Annotated in this window: 25 protein-coding genes; 19 read left to right on the top strand and 6 right to left on the bottom strand. The window is 32.8% G+C overall.

What is annotated here, in order from left to right; translation table 11 throughout:
* The first annotated feature begins 22 nt into the window (after positions 1-22).
* Genes ribD through C8N41_RS12820 form a run of 4 tightly spaced genes read left to right on the top strand, consistent with a single transcriptional unit; the run spans position 23 to position 3,051 of the window.
* On the top strand, positions 23-994 hold the full coding sequence (gene ribD, locus C8N41_RS12835) for a bifunctional diaminohydroxyphosphoribosylaminopyrimidine deaminase/5-amino-6-(5-phosphoribosylamino)uracil reductase RibD (protein WP_249033279.1): 972 nt from the start codon (positions 23-25) through the stop codon (positions 992-994).
* Complete coding sequence (locus C8N41_RS12830; RefSeq protein WP_115839566.1) at positions 981-1,598, top strand: HAD family hydrolase; 618 nt, start codon at positions 981-983, stop codon at positions 1,596-1,598. The genes ribD and C8N41_RS12830 overlap by 14 nt, the downstream gene beginning before the upstream one ends.
* Positions 1,595-2,449: an EamA/RhaT family transporter gene (locus tag C8N41_RS12825; RefSeq protein WP_115839565.1), complete on the top strand. Its 855-nt coding sequence runs from the start codon at positions 1,595-1,597 to the stop codon at positions 2,447-2,449. Before C8N41_RS12830 ends, C8N41_RS12825 begins: the two co-directional genes overlap by 4 nt.
* Entirely contained in the window at positions 2,446-3,051 is a 606-nt protein-coding gene (locus tag C8N41_RS12820) for an IMPACT family protein (RefSeq protein ID WP_115839564.1), read from the top strand. The genes C8N41_RS12825 and C8N41_RS12820 overlap by 4 nt, the downstream gene beginning before the upstream one ends.
* On the opposite strand, the gene C8N41_RS12815 is transcribed toward C8N41_RS12820, so the two are convergent.
* On the bottom strand, positions 3,046-3,453 hold the full coding sequence (locus C8N41_RS12815) for an acyl-CoA thioesterase (protein ID WP_115839563.1): 408 nt from the start codon (positions 3,451-3,453) through the stop codon (positions 3,046-3,048). The genes C8N41_RS12820 and C8N41_RS12815 overlap by 6 nt on opposite strands.
* A gap of 200 nt (positions 3,454-3,653) precedes the next feature.
* Here C8N41_RS12815 and dnaA point away from each other — a divergent pair, with 200 nt between their 5' ends.
* From dnaA to C8N41_RS12795, 4 genes are all read left to right on the top strand, one after another.
* Complete coding sequence (gene dnaA, locus C8N41_RS12810; RefSeq protein WP_115839562.1) at positions 3,654-5,081, top strand: chromosomal replication initiator protein DnaA; 1,428 nt, start codon at positions 3,654-3,656, stop codon at positions 5,079-5,081.
* A gap of 12 nt (positions 5,082-5,093) precedes the next feature.
* Complete coding sequence (locus C8N41_RS12805) at positions 5,094-5,549, top strand: low molecular weight protein-tyrosine-phosphatase (protein WP_092443461.1); 456 nt, start codon at positions 5,094-5,096, stop codon at positions 5,547-5,549.
* 70 nt (positions 5,550-5,619) lie between these two features.
* Positions 5,620-7,038 carry a PQQ-dependent sugar dehydrogenase gene (locus tag C8N41_RS12800; RefSeq protein WP_115839561.1) on the top strand — a complete coding sequence of 473 codons (1,419 nt, stop codon included), beginning with the start codon at positions 5,620-5,622 and terminating at the stop codon, positions 7,036-7,038.
* On the top strand, positions 7,038-7,754 hold the full coding sequence (locus C8N41_RS12795) for an SAM-dependent methyltransferase (RefSeq protein ID WP_115839560.1): 717 nt from the start codon (positions 7,038-7,040) through the stop codon (positions 7,752-7,754). The genes C8N41_RS12800 and C8N41_RS12795 overlap by 1 nt, the downstream gene beginning before the upstream one ends.
* A 6-nt stretch (positions 7,755-7,760) precedes the next feature.
* Here the strand turns inward: C8N41_RS12795 and C8N41_RS12790 are convergent, their stop codons facing one another.
* The 5 genes from C8N41_RS12790 to dapF all read right to left on the bottom strand — a co-directional run bounded on the left by C8N41_RS12790 (position 7,761) and on the right by dapF (position 11,788).
* Positions 7,761-8,417, bottom strand: a complete 657-nt coding sequence (locus tag C8N41_RS12790) for a peptidoglycan-binding protein LysM (RefSeq protein WP_115839819.1) — start codon at positions 8,415-8,417, stop codon at positions 7,761-7,763.
* 118 nt (positions 8,418-8,535) lie between these two features.
* The gene (locus C8N41_RS12785) at positions 8,536-9,441 is read right to left on the bottom strand and encodes a DUF2279 domain-containing protein (RefSeq protein ID WP_115839559.1); all 906 of its coding nucleotides are present in this window, start codon (positions 9,439-9,441) and stop codon (positions 8,536-8,538) included.
* Positions 9,442-9,444: 3 nt separating this feature from the next.
* A complete protein-coding gene (mltG, locus tag C8N41_RS12780; protein ID WP_115839558.1) occupies positions 9,445-10,488 on the bottom strand; it encodes an endolytic transglycosylase MltG in 1,044 nt (347 codons plus the stop codon).
* Positions 10,489-10,490: 2 nt separating this feature from the next.
* Entirely contained in the window at positions 10,491-11,015 is a 525-nt protein-coding gene (locus tag C8N41_RS12775; protein ID WP_115839557.1) for a GNAT family N-acetyltransferase, read from the bottom strand.
* Positions 11,009-11,788, bottom strand: a complete 780-nt coding sequence (dapF, locus tag C8N41_RS12770) for a diaminopimelate epimerase (RefSeq protein ID WP_115839556.1) — start codon at positions 11,786-11,788, stop codon at positions 11,009-11,011. Before dapF ends, C8N41_RS12775 begins: the two co-directional genes overlap by 7 nt.
* A gap of 166 nt (positions 11,789-11,954) precedes the next feature.
* Here dapF and C8N41_RS12765 point away from each other — a divergent pair, with 166 nt between their 5' ends.
* The 11 genes from C8N41_RS12765 to C8N41_RS12715 all read left to right on the top strand — a co-directional run bounded on the left by C8N41_RS12765 (position 11,955) and on the right by C8N41_RS12715 (position 25,531).
* On the top strand, positions 11,955-13,367 hold the full coding sequence (locus tag C8N41_RS12765) for a trypsin-like peptidase domain-containing protein (protein ID WP_115839555.1): 1,413 nt from the start codon (positions 11,955-11,957) through the stop codon (positions 13,365-13,367).
* A 140-nt stretch (positions 13,368-13,507) separates the two neighbouring features.
* Positions 13,508-14,956 carry a glyceraldehyde-3-phosphate dehydrogenase gene (locus tag C8N41_RS12760; protein WP_092443479.1) on the top strand — a complete coding sequence of 483 codons (1,449 nt, stop codon included), beginning with the start codon at positions 13,508-13,510 and terminating at the stop codon, positions 14,954-14,956.
* A 267-nt stretch (positions 14,957-15,223) separates the two neighbouring features.
* Entirely contained in the window at positions 15,224-15,832 is a 609-nt protein-coding gene (locus C8N41_RS12755) for a tRNA (guanine-N1)-methyltransferase (RefSeq protein ID WP_115839554.1), read from the top strand.
* A 191-nt stretch (positions 15,833-16,023) separates the two neighbouring features.
* Positions 16,024-16,701, top strand: a complete 678-nt coding sequence (trmD, locus tag C8N41_RS12750) for a tRNA (guanosine(37)-N1)-methyltransferase TrmD (RefSeq protein ID WP_092443483.1) — start codon at positions 16,024-16,026, stop codon at positions 16,699-16,701.
* Between the two features lie 261 nt (positions 16,702-16,962).
* A complete protein-coding gene (rplS, locus tag C8N41_RS12745) occupies positions 16,963-17,313 on the top strand; it encodes a 50S ribosomal protein L19 (RefSeq protein WP_092443485.1) in 351 nt (116 codons plus the stop codon).
* A gap of 767 nt (positions 17,314-18,080) precedes the next feature.
* Positions 18,081-18,656 (top strand): pentapeptide repeat-containing protein, encoded by a 576-nt coding sequence (locus C8N41_RS12740; RefSeq protein WP_092443487.1) that lies wholly within the window; start codon positions 18,081-18,083, stop codon positions 18,654-18,656.
* Positions 18,657-18,802: 146 nt separating this feature from the next.
* A complete protein-coding gene (locus C8N41_RS12735; RefSeq protein WP_115839553.1) occupies positions 18,803-21,025 on the top strand; it encodes an NADP-dependent isocitrate dehydrogenase in 2,223 nt (740 codons plus the stop codon).
* Between the two features lie 148 nt (positions 21,026-21,173).
* Positions 21,174-23,549, top strand: coding sequence for a TonB-dependent receptor (locus C8N41_RS12730; protein WP_115839552.1), 2,376 nt, complete (start codon positions 21,174-21,176; stop codon positions 23,547-23,549).
* Between the two features lie 3 nt (positions 23,550-23,552).
* Positions 23,553-24,368, top strand: coding sequence for a DUF4249 domain-containing protein (locus C8N41_RS12725; protein WP_115839818.1), 816 nt, complete (start codon positions 23,553-23,555; stop codon positions 24,366-24,368).
* A gap of 124 nt (positions 24,369-24,492) precedes the next feature.
* Complete coding sequence (murQ, locus tag C8N41_RS12720) at positions 24,493-25,305, top strand: N-acetylmuramic acid 6-phosphate etherase (protein ID WP_115839551.1); 813 nt, start codon at positions 24,493-24,495, stop codon at positions 25,303-25,305.
* Complete coding sequence (locus C8N41_RS12715) at positions 25,292-25,531, top strand: DUF6095 family protein (RefSeq protein WP_092443496.1); 240 nt, start codon at positions 25,292-25,294, stop codon at positions 25,529-25,531. The genes murQ and C8N41_RS12715 overlap by 14 nt, the downstream gene beginning before the upstream one ends.
* Positions 25,532-25,628 lie beyond the last annotated feature (97 nt).

Genomic DNA, 25,628 nt, shown 5'->3' with positions numbered 1-25,628 from the left:
CGAGACTTATATAAAACGCTGTTTGCAAATTGCCAAAAACGGATTGGGAACCACAAGACCTAACCCAATGGTTGGTGCTGTGATTGTTTATAATGACCAAATTATTGCTGAAGGATTTACAAGTCCTTATGGTGGACCACATGCCGAAGTCAATGCCATAAATGCCGTAAAAAACCAATCCCTTTTAGCTAAAAGTACCATTTACGTAACACTAGAACCTTGCAGTCATTTTGGAAAAACACCACCTTGTAGTGACTTAATTATTTCGCATCATATTCCGAATGTAGTGATTGGTTGTATAGATGATAATCCTGAAGTTGCCGGTAAAGGCATCGCCAAACTTAGGGCTTCTGGTTGCCATGTTACTGTTGGTGTTTTAGAAAATGAATGCAAAGCGCATCACAAACGATTTTTTACATTTCACAATAAAAAGCGTCCATATATTATATTAAAGTGGGCGGAAACTGCGGATGGATTTATCGCGCCTATAGCTAGAGAAGAACAAAAACCCGTTTGGATTACTAATCCTTATTCACGTCAATTAGTTCATAAATGGCGTGCCGAAGAACAAGCTATTTTAGTGGGAACAAATACTGTTGTAGCAGACAATCCGAGTTTAACGGTTAGAGATTGGTCTGGCGAAAACCCAATTAGAGTGGTTTTAGATAAATCTTCAAAATTAAATATGGATTATTCAATTTTTAATGATGATGCTAAAACCATTAGAATAACATCAGAAACTATTGATTTTGAAAAACCGATAGCCAGTCAAATAGCAACATTATTGCATAAAGAAAACATAAATTCCATAATTATTGAAGGTGGTTCACAAACGCTTCAAACATTTATAGACGAAAATCTTTGGGATGAAGCCAGAGTTTTTATAGGGAAAACCGAATTTAAATCGGGAATTAAAGCACCTCAATTCGATGGGAATTTAATTTCTGAAACAACCATTAAAAATGATACTTTAAAAATATATGCAACAGATTAAGACATTAATTTTCGATTTTGGCGATGTATTTATCAATCTTGATAAGCAAGGATCTATGCAACATGCTTTAGATTTATTCAATTTAGAGGCATTTGAAGCTGATATGATTGAAACCAATATGCTATATGAAGTTGGAAAAATTACAACTTCAGAATTTATAACGTTTTATAAATCAAAATTCCCTAAGGTTAGTGAAACAGCACTTATTAAAGCCTGGAATAGTATCATTAAAGATTTCCCAGTACAGCGCTTAGAGTTTATTAAAAACTTAGCGCTTCAAAAAAAATACAAGCTTATATTATTGAGTAACACTAACGAAATGCATATTGATTATGTAAAGGAAACGGTTCCCTTTTTTGAAGAATTTCAGTCCTATTTTGACGCCTTTTATTTATCGCAGCAAATTCATTTTAGAAAACCCAATACAGATATTTTTGAATTTGTGTTAAATGAAAACAAACTCAATGCTAGTGAATGTTTATTTATAGATGATACTAAAGAAAATACAGACACAGCGGACGTTATGGGATTTCATACTTGGAATATTGATGAAACCATAGAAGACGTCGTTACCCTTTTTGAAACTAAAAAAGACCTCTTTTGATATATTTAGTATTTAGCGTATTGTCTTCTACGGCAATTTTTGTGTTGTTTAAACTTTTTAGTAAGTATAAAATTGACACGCTACAAGCCATTGTAGTAAATTATGCCACAGCATTTTCGTTTGGCATTATTTTTAACGACACACCTATTGAAGTCACAGAAATTATACATACATCATGGTTTCTTGCTGCAGTTGGTTTAGGATTCTTATTTATCGCCATATTTTATGTAATGGCACTTACGTCGCAAAAAAATGGTTTATCTGTAGCTTCAGTTGCAAGTAAGATGAGTTTAATAATTCCGGTGATTTTTGGCATCTATGTTCATAATGAAAGTACCGAATTACAAAAACTGATTGGAATTGCATTAGCCTTAGTAGCCGTGTATTTAACTTCAATTAAACCAAAGGACGATGCAGTCATTACAAAATCTATCTATTTACCCGTAATCCTATTTTTAGGTTCTGGAATTATTGATACTTCAGTAAATCATTTTGCTCCTAAAGGGAGCATCCCTTTATTTCTATCATCAATTTTTGGAATTGCCGCTATAATTGGCATCGGATTATTTATTTATAAATCCATGGTGAATAAAAATCCAACTCAACTAAAAAGTATTCCCTTTGGCTTTTTTTTAGGAGTTGTAAATTATGGGTCTATGTATTTTCTATTACGAGCATTACGAGTAGAAAATACGGAGAGCTCTACCATTTTTACAATTAACCATATTGCCATTTTGGCTTTATCTACCCTCGTTGGACTAGTTTTATTTAAGGAGCACATATCTCAAAAAAACTGGTTAGGGATATTCTTTGCATTTATAGCCATCGCTTTAGTAACACTTGCTCAATGAAAAACGACACTTATAAAACCATAACTAAACCAGCAGAAGGTGAATTATTTAAAGATAAGAATAGTAAATTCTACGGTTTTACATTTCCTGTAACAAATGAGGATCAAATAAAACAACACATTGAGGATGTCCGTAAAACCCATTATGCTGCAAGGCATTGGTGCTATGCTTACCAATTAGGTACTGAAAACATTAAATACAGAGCCAATGACGATGGAGAGCCAAGCAATTCCGCTGGCATGCCCATTTATGGTCAAATTCAATCCTTCGGTCTAACCAACGTTCTAATTATAGTCGTTAGATATTACGGAGGAGTTAAATTAGGAGTAGGTGGCCTTATTAACGCATACCGAACTGGAGCGCAATTAGCATTAGAAGCATCTTATATTATAGAAAAAACAATTAATAAATCATATCAACTCAAATTTGAATACAAAAATATGAGTAAAGTGATGCGTTTATTAAAAGATAACGATGTTGAAATTAGTAATCAAACTTTAGAGCTCGATTGCTTGTTAGAAATATCTGTCAGAAAAAACAACAGCGACAAGATATATGAGCTATTCGAACAATTTTTTGGTGTTGAAATCAAAGAATTATAACGAATAATTACGTAGTTTATCTAAAAGATATTTTGGGCATCGTGTAGGCCTATTCTTATACACATCAATAAATGCCAAAATTGTACTACCAGTAGCCAATAAAACGCCCGATTCATTCCTCAATTCATACTCAAATTCAATAGAAGCTGTTGGCATCTTTTTCAGTGTTGTTTTCACTTTAAGCACATCATCATAACGCGCTGAATTTTTGTAATTTATAGATAATGAAACAACCGGCAGCATTATACCATCAGCCTCCATCCCTCTATAACTCAGTCCAAACTCACGTAACCATTCTGTTCTCCCTACTTCAAAATACGTGGCGTAGTTGCCATGATACACAACTCCCATCTGGTCAGTCTCTCCATAGCGTACTCTGATACTTGTTTCATTATAATTCATATATAAATGGTTTGATTAAGAAAAAATTTTGTAATTTTCAAATGTTTTAAACATGAGGAAAAAATTCTAAATATTCAACGAAATTTGATTTTTTTATTAAGAATTTTGTTCACATATTTGTCCTGTTAAAAACTACTAGAGAAGTCCAATTCTCTTTTTTTTTGCTAAAATAACTAACAACAAAAAATCTAACTAAACGAATGGAGATCACAGCGCAATCTGTATGGAGTAATTGTCTCGCTTTTATAAAAGATAATATACAACCACAAGCCTACAAAACATGGTTTGAACCTATAGATGCAGTGAAGCTTTCTGGAAATGCATTGAGCATTCAGGTACCTAGTAAGTTTTTCTACGAGTGGTTAGAGGAGCATTATGTAAAAATCCTAAAAGTCTCATTAACAAAAGAATTAGGTGCAGATGCAAAATTGGTGTACGTGATTAAAATGGAAAACACCTACGGTAATAAACAACCTTTTACGGAGAAAATTCCAAGTGCAAACCGTTCTGCTTTAAAATCTCAAGACGTAGATGTACCTTTTAATAATAAAAGTCCTGAGTTAAGGAATCCATTTATCATTCCTGGAATTAGAAATGTAAAAATTGAGTCGCAACTTAACCCAAGTTATAGTTTCGAAAATTTCTTAGAAGGAGATTCTAACCGTTTAGCTAGAAATGCAGGAATTGCAGTTGCTAACAAACCCGGAGGAACATCCTTTAACCCACTTTTAATTTTTGGTGGTGTTGGTTTAGGAAAAACACATTTAGCTCACGCCATTGGTGTGGATATTAAAGATAAATACCCTGAAAAAACCGTTTTATATATTTCAGCTGAAAAATTCACGCAACAATATATAGACTCAGTAAAAAAGAATAACCGAAATGATTTTATTCACTTCTATCAAATTATAGATGTGTTAATTATTGACGATGTTCAGTTTTTATCTGGCAAGACAGGAACTCAAGATGTATTCTTCCATATATTTAATCACTTACACCAAAACGGAAAGCAAGTTATTTTAACAAGCGACAAAGCTCCTGTGGATATGCAAGATATTGAGCAACGCTTATTATCTCGTTTTAAATGGGGACTTTCGGCAGAATTACAAACACCTGATTTTGAAACTAGAGTTTCAATTTTAAGAAACAAACTTTATAGAGATGGTGTCGAAATGCCAGAAGATATTATAGAGTACGTAGCTAAACATATTAAAACAAATGTAAGAGAACTCGAAGGAGCGATTATATCACTGATTGCACAATCGTCTTTTAATAAGAAAGAAATTACCATCAATCTCGCAAAAGATATTGTAGAGAAGTTTGTTAAGAATACAAAACGTGAAGTTTCTATTGATTACATACAGAAAGTAGTATCAGATTATTTTCAGATGGATGTTAATACGTTACAATCTAAAACACGTAAACGACACATTGTACAAGCACGCCAATTAGCAATGTTTTTTGCTAAAAAATACACAAAGGCATCGCTGGCAAGTATTGGCTCTCAAATTGGACAACGCGATCATGCTACGGTATTACACGCTTGCAAAACAGTAGATAACTTATCATCTACCGATAAGCAGTTTAGAAAATACGTTGAAGATTTATCTAAAAAATTAGCCCTTTAATTATTATATTATATGACACGTATCTTAATGGTGTGCTTAGGTAATATTTGCCGTTCGCCATTAGCTCATGGTATTCTACAGTCTAAACTTCCTGAAGACCGGTTTTATGTAGATTCAGCAGGAACAGCTGCATACCATATTGGAAACGTACCTGACAAACGCTCTATTGCTGTTGCAAATCAACACGATTTAGATATTAGCACACAAAGCGCTAGACAATTTAAAGTATCGGATTTTGATGCTTTTGATATCATATACGCTATGGATCATTCTAACTACGAGGACATTATTCGTTTAGCTCGAAATTCTGAAGATACTAAGAAGGTAACATTGTTTCTAAAGGTAAATTCTTGTGTTCAAAATAAAAATGTTCCTGATCCCTATTATGGTAGTCAAGATGGTTTTGAGTGTGTTTTTAAGCTCATAAATGATACCTGCGATATTTTAGCCAAGAAACTAAACAACTAACACTTAATGCGTTAAATACAAAAAAGATTTTCTTTTTTTGTAAATTAGTACCTTACCAATTCCATGTATCATGAAATCTTTAACGCTGTTTATTACTTTTGTCTTTTTTCTTACTTTCTCTTATACTCAAGAACTAGAACTAGAGCTCGTAGCTTCTAACCTAGAAAAACCAGTGAGTATAAAACACGCTGGTGATGACAGATTATTTATAGTAGAACAAGGTGGCACTATTAAAATTATTGATTCTGAGGGAAATTTAGAAGCAACCCCATTTTTAGATATCGATGCACTGGTTACGAATTCTGGATACGAGCGAGGTTTACTCGGTTTAGCTTTTCATCCGGACTATACTACAAACGGTTACTTTTTTGTAAATTATATTAATAATTCAGGGAATACCGTTATTTCTAGATTTACAAAGGATACTTCAAACCCTGATTTAGCAGATCCTAATTCTGAACTTATTATATTAACCTACGATCAACCCTACTCTAATCATAACGGAGGAGATTTAGCATTTGGCTCTGATGGCTATCTTTATATAGCCTCTGGAGATGGTGGTTCATCTGGAGATCCCCAAAATCGTGCTCAGAATAAATTAAGTTTATTAGGTAAAATATTAAGAATAGATATTGATAATACAACAGATACTGAAAATTATAGTATTCCCACTGATAACCCATTTGTTGAGGAGATTGACACAAGACATGAGATTTGGGCCTATGGATTAAGAAATCCTTGGAAATTTTCATTCGATCGTTTAAATGGCGATCATTGGATTGCTGATGTTGGTCAGGGTAGTTACGAAGAAATAAACCGTGTTTCTGCTGAAGACGCCGCCATTGGACTCAATTTTGGCTGGAAATGTTATGAAGGTAATGAGTCTTATAGCAGTACTGGATGCGAGGATCAAAGTGCCTACACTTTTCCTGTTAGCGGTTACGATCATTTTGGCGATGGAGAATCCAAATGTTCCATTACAGGAGGTTATCGCTACAGAGGCATCACATATCCTAATATGTATGGCTGGTATTTTTTTGCAGACCTTTGCAGTCAAGAAATTGGATACCTAGTTTATGATGAGACTAATGCTATTTGGAACAGAACCTTTAAGCAATTTTCTGGTCAATGGTCCGCCTTTGGTGAAGATGTTAATGGAGAATTATATATTTCAGACCTTGCAGATGGCATCATCTACAAACTCACTGATACCACTTTAAGCGATAATAACCATGTATTTTCAGAAATAACTGTTTATCCAAATCCTTCAGAGAACATTTTTTATATTAATTTTGGTTCAAATAATAATACATTACATGTAGCTGAGATATCAATTCACAATTTACAAGGTAAAATTATAAAGAAGATTAATGGTACTATCAATACCATTCAAACTATTGATACATCATCACTCTCTAAAGGGATATATACTTTAAGAATAAAAGCGAAAACAGGACAACAAAGCATACATAAATTAGTTATAGATTAATGAGCAACTCCAAAGGACAATTATACCTTATACCTACACGATTGGGAAACAATCCACCTCTAGAAGTTTTACCAATCTCGATTAAAAAAATAATTGAAGATCTCGATTTTTACATTGTTGAAAATGAAAAAACAGCACGACGATTTATAAAACGGGTCTCTCCTAGTAAATCTCAACCGGCATTAAAACTTAAAGTATTAAACAAATACACTACTGAAGCTGAACGCAATACATTTTTAAACCCATGCTTAGAAGGTATATCTATTGGTTTACTCTCTGAAGCTGGCTGTCCGGCAATTGCAGATCCAGGTGCTGATATTGTGGGTTTAGCACATCAAATGGATATTAAAGTTATTCCACTTGTAGGTCCTTCTTCTATTCTCTTGGCTTTAATGGGCTCAGGAATGAATGGACAAAGTTTTACATTTAATGGCTATTTACCCATAGATAAGAATGAACGTAAAGCTAAACTTAAAACCTTAGAACGGTTATCTTCTGAACATAACCAGTCTCAAATTTTCATTGAAACTCCGTATAGAAACATGAAAATGTTAGAAGACCTTACACATAGTCTGCATCCTAATACCAGAGTTTGCGTGGCCTGCGATTTAACATTACCTACTGAATTTATTAAAACAATGCCTGCCAAAGACTGGAAACACAACAAGGAGGATTTTCACAAAAGACCTGCGATATTTATTATTCAGAAAGACTAATTAATATTATAAGGTTACTCTAGCTTTTTTATCTGGAGTAATCATAGAGGTGTCATAACCCGAAAACTTTTTCATATAATATCGTACAGAAGAACCATAAGCATCAGAAAGATTATGACTTCCATAGCTGCGTAAAAATTTCTTAACGTTTCCAGGTCCTGCCAAGTGTGCCGCAGCTAGAATACCTGATTCTGTAATTTTTACACCAGAAATTTGTTTCCCTTCAAAGCGCTTTATGTCTTTTCTAAGAACCCACTTATTACGCTCTGCATTAGCAATAAACGCTTTTTCTTGTAATTCTGGATTATATAAAAACTGGTTAGGCGTATAGATTCCTAATAGTTTTAAGGTTTCCGATCCAAACTGATATTTCCCCAAGTAACCCAATGTATTTACTGTAAAATAATCTCCTCTAGATTCTTTAAAAGCTAAGGCTTCTTTAAAACCCTCAAAAGATTTCCCTAAATGTGGTGTGAATAAATTTTGTTGAGTAGGTTTATCTTGAGCTACCATAGCTAAATCTTCCGAAATATTATAGTTAAGCTCTAATCCTTCGGTTGAATACGACTCTGGATTGAGAGTGGAATTTGGATACAAAGCTAATGCTATAAGTACACAAATTGAAAATGGTATTACTATATTCTTAACGCTACTTTTAATCATAACAGCTAAATTTTTACCGTAAAATAGTTCCCCAAAACTATCGTACAAAATTCGCGTGCAAATATACAACATTTTTTCATATACTGAAAATCAACCGATTAAGTGTTAAAATTTTAACTTAAAAGTAGATATAGTGCCATTTTATCCGACCATTGCTATTCATTTCTAAAGCAGGAAAAGGTACCTTAATGAGGTTAAAAACGTCAAATAATGTTTTTAGGAAGTGAGAATTTGTTCTAATTCGGGTTAAATCAATATCCAAACTTAGGTAATATTGACGTGTTCTTTGTTGGTCTAAAAATTGAGTGTCATTTGGCTCACCTGTTAACATACCATTAGCTCCATATCCAAAAGCTAAGTTTAACCAATTAGGAATGGATTCGGTTTTAAAAAATGAATTGATATTGGCACTCAACCAATAAGTTTGTCCATTATAATCTTTTAAGAACTCTTCTGCTAATCCGCTGCCCAAGGTATTGGGCCTTTGCTTTGCATACGATGTTCTATGGAAAGAATATTTTAATATTAGACGTTGTTCGTTCCACAGTAATTCTTGTCCTACATACAAGCCAGTTCCTGCCGCGTTAGCCGCCATATCTGACCAAGAAAATCCCCATTCTTCAGAAAATCCATCAAAAATTTCGACCGTAGTAAGAAATCCCAAACCCAAAGTAGCTCCAAAAATCAATTGATCCTTTTTACTAATTCCTGCCCAATTTAATGTATTAGCACCTAGTCTACCTAATTGATACGACGAAAATACATGACCCATTTTGTCCATCTGTAACCATTCGCCACTATCATTTAAAGTTTTAAAATTAGAACGTGGATAATCCGCATACCATAATTGATTAAGGCCTATTAAGGTACTTGTTGCTATAGCAGCTTCAGAAATAACTACCGTATTTCTACGGATAGTATCTAAACTATCACTTGGTTTTAAAAACTGACTAAATTTGGATTGTGAAAAAAGCGATGTGCCTGTAAAAAAAACAATTATAATATTTACAAGAGTTTGTTTCACATCTTATTTGTTAATACCCTGAGATGATAAGTATCTATGATACTCTCTAGCGTTATTATTATGTTGCCCTAAAGTTTTTGCAAACTTATGATATCCCAAACGTTTCGCATCTGCTGCAAAGTATAGATATTTATGCGATTCCGGATTTAAGACTGCTTTAATAGCGGACAAATCTGGCATAGCAATTAAACCCGGAGGCAACCCAACATTTTGATAGGTATTATAAGGTGAATTAATGGTCTTATGAATATTTAGCACACGTCTAATAATCGTATTTTGATATTCTGGCAACTGATAGGCTGCAAATTTTAAAGTTGGATCGGCTTGTAACGGCATTCCTATACGTAACCTATTAAGGTAAACACCAGCTACTCGCGGTTGCTCATCTGCTTTTTTAGATTCTTCATGCACAATTGAAGCTAATGTTATCACTTCATTTGGAGATAAATTTAATTTTTCAGCTTTGGCCTTGCGCTCTTCTGTCCAAAATCTATTGTATTCTGTTAGCATTCTATCTCTAAATGTTTCAGCAGAAGTATTCCAAAAAAACTCATAACTATTTGGTAAATACATACCCAAAGCTGTAGCTTCATTAAATCCATTTTTAGTTAAAAACGAAGGATCTAACATTGCTTTTTCTAAAGCCACACTATCTGCCTCAATTTGCTTGCTTATACGTGCTGCTAGATCTTTAATGCTATGTTGATTATTAAACGCTATTTTTATAGGAAGGTTTTTGCTACGAATAGAATTTATAATGTCATTATTATTCATGCCTTTTGTAATCTCAAAACGACCAGCTTTTATATTTGTGGTATATTTTTTCTGTTTAGCCAAAGCATCAAACGCCTCCATATCCTTCAATAATGGTTCTAATTGCGATCTTACTTCATTATAGCTCGCATTTGTTGGTACATATATATAGGCATTTTCATTTTCAAAATTGGTATTTGACGAAAACATAGTGTTATATATATAGTATGCGAATCCACCACAGATTATAAGGCCAATAAGAGCAACAGCCCAAAGTAATTTTTTTATATACATAGTTAGTTATTAATGCGTTGTAAAATATATTCGTTGGTATACATTGTACCATCGAAACTCCAATCTTTTTTTAAGCCTATTTTCTGAAAACCATTGGATTCAAAAAGTTTTAAACTTGCCACATTGCTTTCAGATATATTAGCATATACTTGATGCAAGTGTAAGGTTGAAAAACAGTAATTTACAAGTAACTCTAAGGCTTGTTTTCCATAACCTCTGTTTCGGTTTTGGTAATTTTGAATAAGAATACCTATTCCTGCGCGCTTATTTTTTATATCAAAATCGAACACATCAATTAAACCTATAGTTTGATTTTCATTATCGCAAATAGCCAATCTAAGCTGCTTAGCTTCAAAAATATCTTGCTGCGCATTTTCGAGATACTGCTTTATTAAAAATCTTGAATAAGGGGTTTGAGTATCACTTAATGCCCAAAGCGAAGTATCATTTTCTATAGCAAAAACGAATTCTAAATCTTCAGGCTCTAACGCTCTTAGATATATATTGTCTCCTTTTAGGCTTACCATTCAATTTCACCTTTAAATACTTGTTGAGCTGGTCCTATAAGCCAAATATTAAAATAACCTGTATCGTTACAATTAAATGTAACATTCAGAGGCCCTCCTTGGGTTTGCAGACCAATATCATTTTCTTGTGTACGTCCACTTTTATGCATTGCTAAAGCCACTGCTGTGACACCTGTACCGCAAGACAAGGTTTCGTCTTCTACTCCACGCTCGTAAGTTCTTACTGCAAAATTATCTGTCGATATTTCTTCTACAAAATTGACATTACTACCAGCTTCATTGTAAGGTGCTCCATATCTTATTTTAGATCCTTTAGATTTTACATTTAGAGTATCTAAACCCGATACCATTTGTACATGATGCGGAGAGCCTGTGTCTAAAAACAGATGATTATCAAATGTCTTTATTAAAGACACATCTTGCATCTGAAGATGTACCAAACCGTTTTCAATTTTAGCCTTATGCAATCCATCTATGGCCACAAACTCAGTGTCGTTTTCAATGATATTTAAAAATTTAGCAAATGCCACAATGCAACGTCCACCATTACCACACATAGTACTCTCGTTACCATCAGCATTATAATAGACCATTTTAAAATCTACATTATCATCATTTTCTAAAAGTATAAAACCATCAGCTCCTATGCCAAAACGTCGGTCGCATATAGCTGCGATACGTTTGGTATCCTTTTTGTTTATGCTCTGTAAACGATTATCTACTATTACAAAATCGTTACCTGTTCCTTGATATTTATAAAATGTCATAGTCATTAATAAGCCACAAATATAACAATATTCAACTGTATTTTGTGGTGTTAATAGGGCGTTAAATTTGACGTTAAAAAGTCGTTAAATTGAAAATTGAAATCAATAAATTTCTAATTTTAATCGTTAGTTGAAGATAAAATATAAATAGTTAAACTTAAATCTGAAAATTATGAAGAAGATAATAACATTGGTGTTTGTTTCTGCATTAGGTGGTCTATTAACTTTAGGAGGATATAAACTTTTTTTAGAAAAAGACACCCAACCTTTTGCGGTTGAACCGTCCTCGGAGCTGCCCACGTTTATTCCTGCAAATAATACAGTTAACACCTTAAATTCATCTACTGGGATAACGCCCAACTTTATTGAAGCTGCCGATAAATCCATACATTCTGTGGTACATGTTAAGAATACGGCTATTGTTAATGCACCTTTAAGTATGCGCGATTATTTTTACGGTCGTAGTTCTCAGCGAGCCCAAGTTGGTACTGGAAGTGGAGTTATTATTTCACCAACGGGTTATATTGTAACTAATAATCATGTTATTAAAAATGCGACTGAAATTAGCATTACTTTAAACAATAACAAAACCTATATGGCCGAACTCATAGGTACCGATGAAACCACGGATATTGCCTTACTTAAAATTGAAGCGGACGAAGACTTACCATTTATGGCTTTTGGCGATTCTGACAATGCTAAAATTGGAGAATGGGTATTAGCTGTAGGAAATCCTTTTAACCTAAATTCTACAGTTACAGCTGGAATTATAAGTGCCAAATCGCGTGATTTATCTGGTCAGAATATGCAATCGTTTATACAAACAGATGCAGCCGTTAATCCAGGAAATTCCGGTGGTGCTTTAGTAAACGTCAATGGAGATTTAATTGGTATTAATACAGCGATTTCATCACAAACAGGTTCTTATATTGGTTATTCATTTGCTGTTCCAAGTAATATTGCTAGAAAAATTGTGAATGACATTATGGAATTTGGTAATGTACAAAACGGAATTCTTGGTGTTACAGGTAGCGCCTTAAATAGTGAAGCAGCCAAAAAATTTGGCACCACTACCACCGAAGGCTTTTATGTTCACGACGTACAAGAAGCCACCGGAGCAGAAAAAGCAGGTATTCAAACCGGTGATATTATTAAAAAAATTGATAATGTTGAAATCAATAAATTTTCTGATCTAACAGGCTATTTAAAAACCAAGAGTCCAAATGATGTCGTAAATGTTACCCTACTTAGAGATGATGATGAAGAAACGCTTCCGGTAACCTTATTAAAACCATCAATCTATACCTTACCTACAATTGGACTTGTAAAAAATGCATCTAAGAAAGAGTTAAAACGATTTAATACAGATTACGGTGTTAAAATTAACAAATTAGATGAAACCTATAAATCTAATTGGATTAGAAATGGTGTTGAAGAAGGTAGCATTGTTACTAAAATTAATGGTAAAAAACTTTACTCTATAGACGATGCTCAAAATGCCATAAAAACACGTAGTGTTAATGAGCCTCTTCAAATTGAAGTCATCAATAAAGACGGTGAAAAAGTAGTCTATCATTTTAGGTAATACATTTAACTATTATTTATAATAAGCCCCTTTAAAGTTGATTTCTTTAAAGGGTTTTTTATTTTCTATAAAAGGAGTTACGAAAACGTTTGAAATATATTACTTTTGCGCAAAATCTAAATCACTTAAACCAAGAAAACATGGGATTTAACGAGACTTACGAAAAAGAATTAGCGTTTCAAGCTGATCGTCGTAGAGCAACCGTAGAATTTATTAAAATTATCAGTGACTTATGGTACGACAAATCCATAGAGCTCGTGATATTCAGAAATCAATTAATAGACCGAAATGTGAGCGAAATTTTAAACCTGCATGAGTACGCTGGTGAATTTGTTCAGAAACCTATTTCTATTTTCGATTCTGTAGAAATTGCACAAGCTATAAGCACACTAAACTTACCGCCTGCTAAACTAGATATCGGAAAATTAACTTACGAATTTCATTTAGAAGATCAGAAATATGGTAATGCCACAGCATTTGTCGCTTCTAAATTAGGTAAAGCTAAAGACAATAAAGCTATAGAACCTAAAGACGTTGTGCTATATGGCTTCGGAAGAATTGGCCGTTTAGTAGCTCGTGAACTTATGGCTCGCACAGGTAAAGGCAATCAATTAAGATTAAGAGCCATCGTTACTCGTGGAGAGATCAATGAAACTGTGTTAGAGAAACGCGCATCTTTATTGCGAAATGATTCCGTTCATGGTGATTTCTCAGGAATGGTAGGTACCGATGTTGCCAATTCAGCATTAATTATTAACGGTACTACAGTAAAAGTTATTTCTGCAAAAGCCCCTGAAGATATCGATTACACTTCTTATGGCATAGATAACGCATTAATTATAGATAATACTGGTGCGTTTAGAGATAAAACGGCATTAAGCAGACACCTAAAAGCTAAAGGAGTAGATAAAGTTTTACTTACCGCTCCAGGAAAAGGTATTCCAAATATTGTTCACGGAGTTAATCATTTAGAGTACAATCCAGAAAAAGTTAATATCTTTTCGGCGGCTTCTTGTACCACCAATGCAATTACACCTATTTTAAAAGCTGTGGAAGATTCTTATGGTATAAAAACAGGACATTTAGAAACGATTCATGCATATACAAATGATCAAAATTTAGTAGATAATTTTCATGGTAAATACAGACGAGGTCGTGCAGCTGCTTTAAATATGGTAATTACTGAAACAGGCGCCGGACAAGCAGTAAGTAAAGCTATTCCTGTTTTAGAAGGCAAATTAACATCTAATGCTATTAGAGTACCTGTACCAAATGGCTCTTTAGCCATCTTAAATTTAGAACTGGATAATAAAACAACCGTTGCCAGTATGAATACCATTATGAAAAAGTATGCTTTAGAAGGTGATTTGGTTGAGCAAATTAAATACGAAATGAGCGACGAACTTGTGTCTAGCGATATTGTGGGCAGTTCGGCACCAGCCATTTACGACAGTAAAGCAACCATAGTTAGAAAAGATGGCAAAAACGCGATACTATATATATGGTATGACAATGAATATGGTTACAGCCATCAGGTTATTCGTTTAGCAAAATACATTTCTAAGGTAAGACGCTATGCTTACTATTAGAACATTCTGAAAAAGAAAAAATAAAATCTTGTCTCAGGGCAAGATTTTTTTTGATTTTTAGCGTTATGATTTCTAGTGAATTAATGACATAGCAACAATAAACAAATTGGTTCTATAAAGGTGTCAACATCTAAACAATAGTTTCTATCGTATATTAAATGCCTTTTACAAACAGAGGCTATTTGTTTGGTAATTTGTATATGATATACTCATAAAATTATTATCTTGGCAACCAATTAATCTAACTCAACCAAAATTATCTCTAAGATGAAATTCTTAACAAAAGTTACTGTAATTCTTTTAGTTACATTTAGTTTTCAAACAGTAATCGCGCAAACCAATGACCAACAAGAAGAGAAATTATCTCTTAATAGTGGTACTATAGATAATCAATTTGAATTTGTAATTAGACGCTCTAATAGTTGGCAAGATTACAAAACCGTCAAAAAAACATGGTTATATGCTTTAAAAGCGCATACCTTAGATTCTTTAAAAGCAGTTCATAAAGATTTAGAAGACACTAAAGCCATCGTAAAATCACAGGCCAAAGAAATTGAAAGTTTAAAAAGCAATTTGGCCAATACGGAATCTACCTTAAATGCTACAAATGATGAAAAAGACAACATTTCACTATTTGGAATACAAACAAACAAAGCGAGCTACAAAATTTTAATGTGGAGTATTATTGGTGGTTTGCTAGCCTTGTTATTATTTTTTATCTATAAATTTAAAGGTAGTAATTCTGCAACCCGTGAAGCCAAACACAAACTGGAAGAAGTAGAGTCTGAGTTTGAAGAACACAGACGTACGGCATTAGAGCGCGAGCAAAAAGTAAGACGTCAGTTACAAGATGAATTAAATAAGCAGAAATCTTAAGAAAACATCTCTAATATGTGTAATAAAAAAATCCGTAATCCTTATTACGGATTTTTTTGTGAAAAGGTTTATTTAAAACATTCTATCTTATAAATATTATTAATTTATATATCCTCTTAGTACTTCGATATAAGTCCAACTAAAAAATACATGAATTAAACATATCTTTGCAAACCATACAAAAATTAATCATGCGTATAGATATCATAACCGTATTACCAGAACTCTTAAAAAGTCCGTTTGAAGCTTCAATATTAAAACGAGCTATAGAAGCTGGTTTAGTAGAAGTTCATTTTCATAATTTAAGAGATTATGCCACAGGTGGCTATAAATCTGTGGATGACACCCAATTTGGAGGTGGTGCAGGTATGGTAATGACCATTGCACCAATAGATAAATGCATTTCTAAATTGCAAAAAGAACGTCACTACGACGACATTATTTATATGACACCAGATGGTGAGCAACTTAACCAAAGTATTGCTAACCAAACCTCTTTAAAAGAAAATATTATTATTCTTTGCGGACATTATAAAGGAGTAGATCAACGTGTAAGAGATAAATTTATTACACGAGAAATCTCCATTGGAGATTACGTATTATCTGGAGGAGAATTAGGAGCTGCGGTGTTATGCGATTCGGTAATCCGATTAATTCCTGGTGTTTTAGGAAATGAGACTTCTGCCCTAACCGATTCTTTTCAAGATAATCTGCTAGCACCACCAATATATACAAAACCTAGAGAATATGATGGCATGAAAGTCCCAGAAGTATTATTCAGTGGTAACTTTGGTGAGATTGAAAAATGGAGAGAAGAACAAGCTTATAAAAGAACAAAAGAACGACGACCAGATTTACTAAAAGATTAAATCTTCAATAACATTCTTACACCTTTTGAAATATCTATACTATAGATTTTGTGTTGAATACGTAGTAAATTATATCTTGTGAAACACTAATGTAGAAAGTATAGATAAGGTTTGAGCGATCTATATTTAGCTAATCAAAAAATAATAGAGTCAAAGCATTGTAGATAAACAAAAAAGTACTAATTTTGCAAACCAATTTAGACCAACCTCTGGCGAGAATCGTGAATGTTGCTTTGAATCAACTATTATAAATAAAATAAAATGAGTTCTTTAGTAAAATTTGTACAAGACGAATTTGTAGTCCGCAAAGACTTTCCAGAATTTAGTGCTGGTGATACAATCACAGTATACTACGAAATTAGAGAAGGTGAAAAAGTACGTACCCAGTTTTTTAGAGGTGTTGTATTACAACGAAAAGGAAGTGGTACTTCTGAAACGTTTACCATCCGTAAAATGTCAGGAACAATTGGTGTAGAGCGTATCTTCCCAATCAACTTACCTGCTTTGCAAAAAATTGAAGTAAACAAACGAGGTAAAGTACGTAGAGCTAGAATTTACTACTTTAGAGGTCTTACTGGTAAAAAAGCAAGAATCAAAGAAGTTAGAAGATAATTCCAACTTATATATGACAATAAAAAAGCCTTCTGAAACAGAAGGCTTTTTTTGGGTTATTAACAATTGTTAATAATCAAGGTTTATAAAGTGTTGATATCTAAAGTGTTAAAAACACTAAAAAATCAATAATATTTTTTAATTTAGTAAAACAATAAGCAACAAACCTTGTTTGGTTCTAAATTCATTTTAGATTAATGTTTATTGTTACTAAAGATTCGTTCTTTACGTATTGAGGTTGTTTTTTGAGATTGTGAAGCAACTTACGAAAGTGAGTGTTTGTGTAGCAGTCATGAAGCATTAGTAATTTAGTATACTCAGTAGACTGTATTAGTAATGTGGAAAGCTCTGAAGAAGTAATGGAATCGAAAGTGAACATGAAAAGGACGAGCAATGTTTTAGACCTAACATTCATTAATATTGAAGATTATAGGAAAAACATCAAGAAAAACAAACCTAAGAAACATAGTAATATCAGGTCAATACATTTTGAAAGGTATGAATTGTTTCGATTTGAAACGGAAACACTGAAGCCGAAAACGATGAGAAGACATTGGTCAATCATCTGAGTTAGTAAATACTAAATAGGTGATGTTAGTTAGTACTGTTTCTATGAAAGCCATGTCAACACAGATTTTCTGAGTGATATGGCTTTTTATTTTTATGAAAACATAGGGATCTAAAGTGTAAGCTCTACTTATACCTACCAAAAGCTTTCATATTACGTGTCATTTTTTATTCAAAAAAATGTTTTGTATTCTTGTCTCATGAATCTACCACTTATAGACCAGAAAGACTTTAGCTCTAAAGAATACACAAATCATTATCTACCAAAGGCTGAGTATACAGAGTGTAGATTCATTAATTGTAATTTTGAAAACTCTGACCTTTCAAATATTATCTTCCTAGAATGTGATTTTATAGATTGCAATTTTAGCAACGTTAAAGTAGTGCATACATCTTTTAACGATTGTACGTTTACTACCTGTAAAATCCTAGGTGTACAATTTCAAAATTGTAACGCCTTTTTATTAGCTTTTAAGTTTATAGATTGCACGTTGAATCTTAGTAGTTTTTATCAGCTTAAAATTAATCGTACAAAATTCACTAAATGTACTATGCAACAAGTAGATTTCACGGAAGCCGAAATAAAGCATGGTACTTTTAATACATGTGATTTAAAGAATTCTACGTTTGATCGCACCAATATTGAACATGCCGATTTTACATCTGCGTATAACTTCAATATCAATCCAAATTTCAATCAAATTAAACATGCTTCTTTTTCAAAAGAAAACATTTCTGGATTACTAAGTAGTTTTCATATTAAGATCAAAAATTAAATAAAGATTTTCAGCAATTATTTATTAATTTCTTAAAATTTGCCATGCTTTACTAGTAATCTTATACCTATAAAAATCAAACGTTTTCGTATATTTGCACAGCTCAATTTCGAGCCAATTTTTATTCATTTTATTTATCAAGACATATGACAAAAACAGCAAAGATTGTTTATACAAAAACGGATGAAGCACCAGCTTTAGCAACGCGTTCATTTTTACCAATTGTTGAAGCGTTTACAAAGTCTTCAGGTATTGTTATAGAGACAAAAGATATATCATTAGCTGCTAGAATTTTAGCTGCCTTTCCGGATTATTTAACAGACGATCAAAAGGTCCCAGATGCGTTGGCAGAATTAGGTGAGTTAGCAAAAAAACCAGAAGCAAACATCATTAAATTACCAAATATTAGTGCTTCTGTACCGCAACTTACTGCTGCAATTGAAGAATTACAAGCCAAAGGATATAAGATTCCAAATTACCCAGACGAACCAAAGGACGATACTGAAAAGGAAATAAAATCTCGTTACGACAAAATTAAAGGTAGTGCTGTAAACCCAGTACTTAGAGAAGGTAATTCTGATAGACGTGCTCCAAAAGCGGTAAAGAATTATGCAAAGAAAAACCCGCACAGCATGGGAGCTTGGTCACCAGATTCTAAATCGCACGTAGCAACGATGTCTAAAGGAGATTTTGCACATAACGAGAAATCTGTAACATTAGAGGAAGCAACGACTGTAAGTATTGTGCATACAGATGCTAAGGGAAATAAAACCAATTTAAAAACTGATTTAGCCTTATTAAAAGGTGAAATTATCGATGCTACTTTAATGAGCAAAAACGCTTTACTTGAGTTTTTAGAAGAGCAAGTAGAAGACGCTTTAGACAACAGTGTATTGTTTTCATTGCATATGAAAGCCACGATGATGAAAGTTTCTGACCCAATTATTTTTGGACATGCAGTACGTGTATTCTTCAAAGATTTATTTAAGAAACATGGAAAAACATTTGAAAAAATTGGAGTTGACGTTAATAATGGTTTTGGTAACTTATTAGAAAAATTAAGTGAATTACCAGAAGACAAACGCGATGAAATAAGAGCTGATATTCGTTTTGAACTCGATCATGGTGCTGATTTAGCAATGGTAAATTCTGATAGAGGAATTACAAATCTTCACGTACCAAGTGATGTTATAATTGATGCATCTATGCCTGCAATGATTAGAACGTCTGGACAGATGTGGAACGCAGAAGGAAAACAACAAGATACTAAAGCTGTAATTCCAGATAGTAGTTATGCTGGTGTATATAGCGCTACGATTGACTTCTGTAAAAAACACGGAGCTTTTGACCCAACTACAATGGGAACAGTACCAAATGTAGGCTTAATGGCACAAAAAGCTGAAGAATACGGTTCTCATGATAAAACTTTTGAGATCTCGTCTAAGGGTAAAGTTGAAGTTATAGATATTGATGGTAACATATTATTAAGCCATAAAGTAGAAGAAGGTGATATTTGGAGAATGTGCCAAGTAAAAGACGCACCAATTAAAGATTGGGTAAAACTTGCCGTAACTAGAGCAAGAGCATCTGAAACACCAGCTGTTTTTTGGTTAGATAAGAAAAGAGCCCACGATGCAGAATTAATTAAAAAAGTAAATACCTACCTAAAAGATCACGATACTGAAGGTTTAGACATAAGAATTCTGTCTTTAGTGGAAGCCACTAACTTTACTTTAAAACGAATTAAAGAAGGTAAAGACACTATTTCTGTAACAGGAAACGTATTAAGAGATTATTTAACGGACTTATTCCCTATTTTAGAAGTTGGTACTAGTGCAAAAATGCTATCTATTGTACCATTAATGAATGGAGGTGGTTTATTTGAAACTGGTGCTGGAGGATCTGCTCCTAAACATGTGCAACAATTCCTTTCAGAAAATCATTTACGTTGGGATTCTTTAGGTGAATTTTTAGCATTAGCGGTTTCTTTAGAACATTTTTCTGAAGTTAACGATAATAAAAAAGCGAGTATTTTAGGTGAAGCTTTAGACGATGCTTCTGATAAATTATTAGAAAACAGAAAAGGCCCTTCAAGAAAAGTTAACGAATTAGACAACAGAGGAAGTCATTTTTATTTAGCATTATATTGGGCCGAAGCTTTGGCTAACCAAGATAAAGATGCTGAGTTAAAAGCTGAATTCAAAAAGGTTTTTGACGCGTTATCAGCACAAGAAGATACTATTATAAAAGAATTAATAGATTGCCAAGGTGAGCCAGTAAACATCAATGGTTACTATTTTCCTGATGAAGATTTACTATCTAATGCTATGCGACCAAGCACTGCATTAAATGATATTGTAAATTCATAATGATCTAACGATTAATGTTATGTTAAAAAAGCTTCCATACGGAAGCTTTTTTTATTCATTTAATTTATTTTTAATATTGAGTAACAAATGTTAATTTCAATCGTTGAGAATAAAATGCAACCTCATTCAAACGCATCATTTATAAACTATGCTACCACTCTTTAAAAGAATTATTTTTGTTATTTTATTCTGTCCTTTCCTATTTCAAGCACAAGAAAACTTTACACTTAGTGGCACAATAGTAGATAACCAAAGTAACGAAACACTAATTGGTGTCAATGTGATTTTACCAACACAACAGACAGGAACAGTTTCTAACGAATACGGCTTCTACTCTATTACGCTACCTAAAGGCACCTATGTTATTCAAATAAGTTATTTAGGTTATAAAACCATTTCTGAAACTATAGTTTTAAATGATAATCTTACTAAAAATTTTAAATTAGATGAGGCTGCAGAAAGTTTAGATGAAGTTATAGTCACAGAAGATATAGAAAAACTAAACATTAAAAAACCACAAATGAGTGTCAATTCTTTATCGATTAAAACGATAAAGACAATGCCTGTCGTTTTAGGAGAAGTCGATGTAATAAAATCTATTACACTTCTACCAGGTGTTACTAATGCAGGAGAAGGTTCGTCTGGGTTTAATGTTAGAGGTGGTGCTGCAGATCAAAACCTTATACTATTAGATGAAGCTACTATTTTTAATTCATCACATCTTTTTGGTTTCTTCTCGGTTTTTAATCCTGATGCTATTAAAGATTTAAAATTATATAAAGGAGGAATTCCAGCAAAATACGGAGGGCGTGTATCTTCCGTTTTAGATATTTATCAAAAAGAAGGCAATAGTAAATCGTTTCATATGAATGGTGGTATTGGACTTATTTCTAGCAGATTACTAGCCGAAGGGCCTATTAAAAAAAATAAAGGCTCTTTCCTCATTGGAGGACGAAGTAGTTATGCACACCTCTTTTTACCTCTTTTTGACTTAGATAACGTCGCGTATTTCTACGACTTAAACACTAAATTAAGCTATAATATTAATGAGAATAATAATATTTATCTATCAGGATACTTTGGTCGAGATGTGTTTAAAATCTCCGATAGTTTCGAAAATTCATTCGGAAATTCTGTTTTAAATTTTAGATGGAATCACCTGTATTCAAATCAATTATTTTCTAATCTATCACTTATTTACTCCGATTATTATTATGGTTTAAAATTAAGCTTTGTCGGTTTCGACTGGGTGTCTGGTATAAAAAACTTTAACCTCAAATATGATTTTAAACATTATATAAGTAATAATTTTAAATTAGAGTATGGATTAAATAGTATGTATTATAATTTTAATCCTGGAGATATTAATCCAATTGATGGCAATTCTGGTATTAATCCATTTAAACTCATTGATAAATATGCTCTAGAAAATGCCATATATATCGATGCCGAACATAAATTGAGTGATAAATTGTCTATTAGTTATGGAGCACGATTAAGTATGTTTCATCGTTTGGGACAAGATGAATTAAATAGGTATGATGATAACAGTCCACTTATCTATAACGAATCCTTAGGAATTTATGAAAAAGCAGAGCCGAATGGCACTTATATCTATGACCGAAGTGATATTATAGAATCATTTACAAATTTAGAACCAAGATTAGCAGTAGCATATCAATTAAATGACAAATCTTCTGTAAAGGCAAGTTACAACCGTATGAGTCAATATTTACACTTGCTTTCTAATACTAGTTCACCCACACCTCTAGACGTTTGGGCTCCAAGTGGAAAATATATTGAACCACAATTATTAGATCAAATTGCAATTGGGTATTTTAAAACATTTAAGAATAATACCTATTCCTTAGAAATCGAAAGTTTTTATAAAACCATTCAAAATCGAATTGATTACATTGATGGAGCTGACTTAATTGCCAACAATGCCATAGAACAGGTGATATTAAATGGAGAAGGTAAAGCTTATGGTTTAGAAGTACTTCTTAAAAAAAATGAAGGAAAATTTACAGGTTGGTTGGCCTATACGCTTTCAAAATCTGAACAAAGAACACCTGGGAGAACCGCTAATGAATCTGGAATTAATAACGGACAATGGTATAACACACCGTATGATAAAACGCATGATATTTCTATTACCGGAAGCTATGAACTTAACAAAAAATGGTCATTTAGTTCTAATCTAATCTTCCAAACCGGTCAACCCACAACTTTTCCAAATGGACAATATCAATACAATGACATAACCATTCCAAACTATGAGTCTAGAAATTCGAGTAGACTTCCCTCTTACCATCGTTTGGATATCGCTGTTAATTATAACCCTAAACCAGATACTACCAAAAAGTTTAAAGGGGAATGGGTTTTTGGGATATATAATATTTACAACAGAAAAAATGCAGCAAGTATTTCTTTTAGTGAAAATAGAAATACTGGGAATAATGAGGCTACAAGATTAGCTATATTCGGGATTGTACCATCATTCTCATATAATTTCAAATTTTAAATGATGAAAAAACTACTATACATAAGTTTCTTTCTAACATTCTTTACAAATTGTGAGGATGTTATTGATGTTAACCTAAATAATGCAGAACCCAGATTGGTAATAGAAGCGTCTATAAATTATTTGAAAAATACCACAGGAAACGAGCAGAATATAAAATTAACACTCTCTGCACCATTTTTTAACGATGTTGTTCCTCCTGCTACTGATGCTACAGTTCAGATATTAGATGCACATGGTAATACGTTTAACTTTATCGAATCTGAAAATACAGGGATTTACTATAACGACAATTTTTTACCAGTTATAAATGACACGTATACCTTAGTTATTAATTATAATGACGAGATATATACGGCTACAGAAACTTTAATGTCTGTCGTACCCATTGATTATGTTGAACAAAATAACGAAGGTGGGTTTTCAGGAGAAGATATAGAACTTAAAGCATACTATACAGATCCACTTGGTATAGATAATTATTATTTTTTTGAATTTATTAGTGATATACCAGTGATACCATCCTTATCTGTTTATGACGATACGTTTACTGATGGAAATGAAATATTTGGATTTTATACGGAAGAAGATTTAGAATCTGGAGATATTGTAACAATTAGAAACTACGGAGTTTCAAGCCAATTTTACGATTATATGTTTATACTCCTTCAGCAAGGAGGTGATTCTGGTGGTGGTCCGTTTGAAACTCAACCAGCTACAGTACGAGGTAATTGTATTAATACTACAAATCCTGATAATTATCCATATGGATATTTTAGACTTTCGGAAGTAGATGAATTAATATATACCGTAGAATAAGCATTATTTTAATATTATACTCATCGTTTTTATAAACGTTCAACTATAAAATTAATATTCCCAAAGATTATTCTTCTTCATATTAATACTAATATCTGCAAAATTTATTTATTACCTTTAAAGCATGACTTTTATAAAAACTACTGAACAAGAATCAAATTATACAAATCTCGAAGACATGACTATCAGCGAGATAATTAGCTCCATAAATAAAGAAGATATTACCGTACCTTTAGCTGTGCAAACGGCACTTCCACAAATAGAACATCTTATTGAACAGGTTGTTATAAAATTAAAAAAAGGAGGACGATTATTTTATATAGGCGCTGGTACCAGTGGACGACTTGGTATTCTTGATGCTTCAGAATGTCCTCCAACATTTGGTGTACCTTATAATCTCGTTATTGGTATAATTGCAGGAGGAGATCAAGCAATTAGAAAAGCTGTAGAAAATGCAGAAGATTCTACAACACAAGGTTGGTCAGATTTAATAGAATATAATATTTCATCAAATGATGTTGTTATAGGTATTGCTGCTTCAGGTACAACTCCTTATGTCATTAGTGCTTTACGCCATTGTAATGAACAAGGAATTACTACAGGTTGTATTACTTGTAACTCCCAAAGCCCATTAGCACTAACTGCCAAGTATCCAATTGAAGTCACCGTGGGACCTGAATTTTTAACTGGAAGTTCAAGAATGAAAGCTGGCACGGCTCAAAAACTCATTTTAAACATGATCACAACTGCATCAATGATTCAATTAGGAAAAGTGAAAGGCAATAAAATGGTAGATATGCAGCTAAGTAATAATAAATTAGTAAAAAGAGCTATAAATATGATTATGTCTGAACTACATATTTCAGAAGCAGAAGCCAGTGTTCTTTTAAATAAATACAAGAATGTAAGACATAGCATTACTAATGGAAGAAAATAACAGAACTGATAAAGATATTTTAGTAAAAGGATTAAAACGTCTAGCCTTATGTTTGCTTTGTATGTTTAGTGGCCCTACACTATTGCATTTAGCGTTAGATAACAACGATAAACCTCTTTACATACCGTTACTCGTAGTTGCATTTATAATATGTATTGCAGCTCTTATTTTATTATTTTTAGGAATTCATACTATTTTAGATAGCATTTTTAAAAAGAAAAATTAATCTCCTATTTGTATTATTTACAAACTTCCATGCTAATTCTAATTCCTTATTTACATTCATAGCTATTTTTTCTCTATCAAAGTATTAATATAACAAA

This window comes from Winogradskyella sediminis, assembly GCF_003387355.1.
Lineage (GTDB): Bacteria > Bacteroidota > Bacteroidia > Flavobacteriales > Flavobacteriaceae > Winogradskyella > Winogradskyella sediminis.
This window is presented reverse-complemented; position numbering and strand designations above follow the sequence as displayed.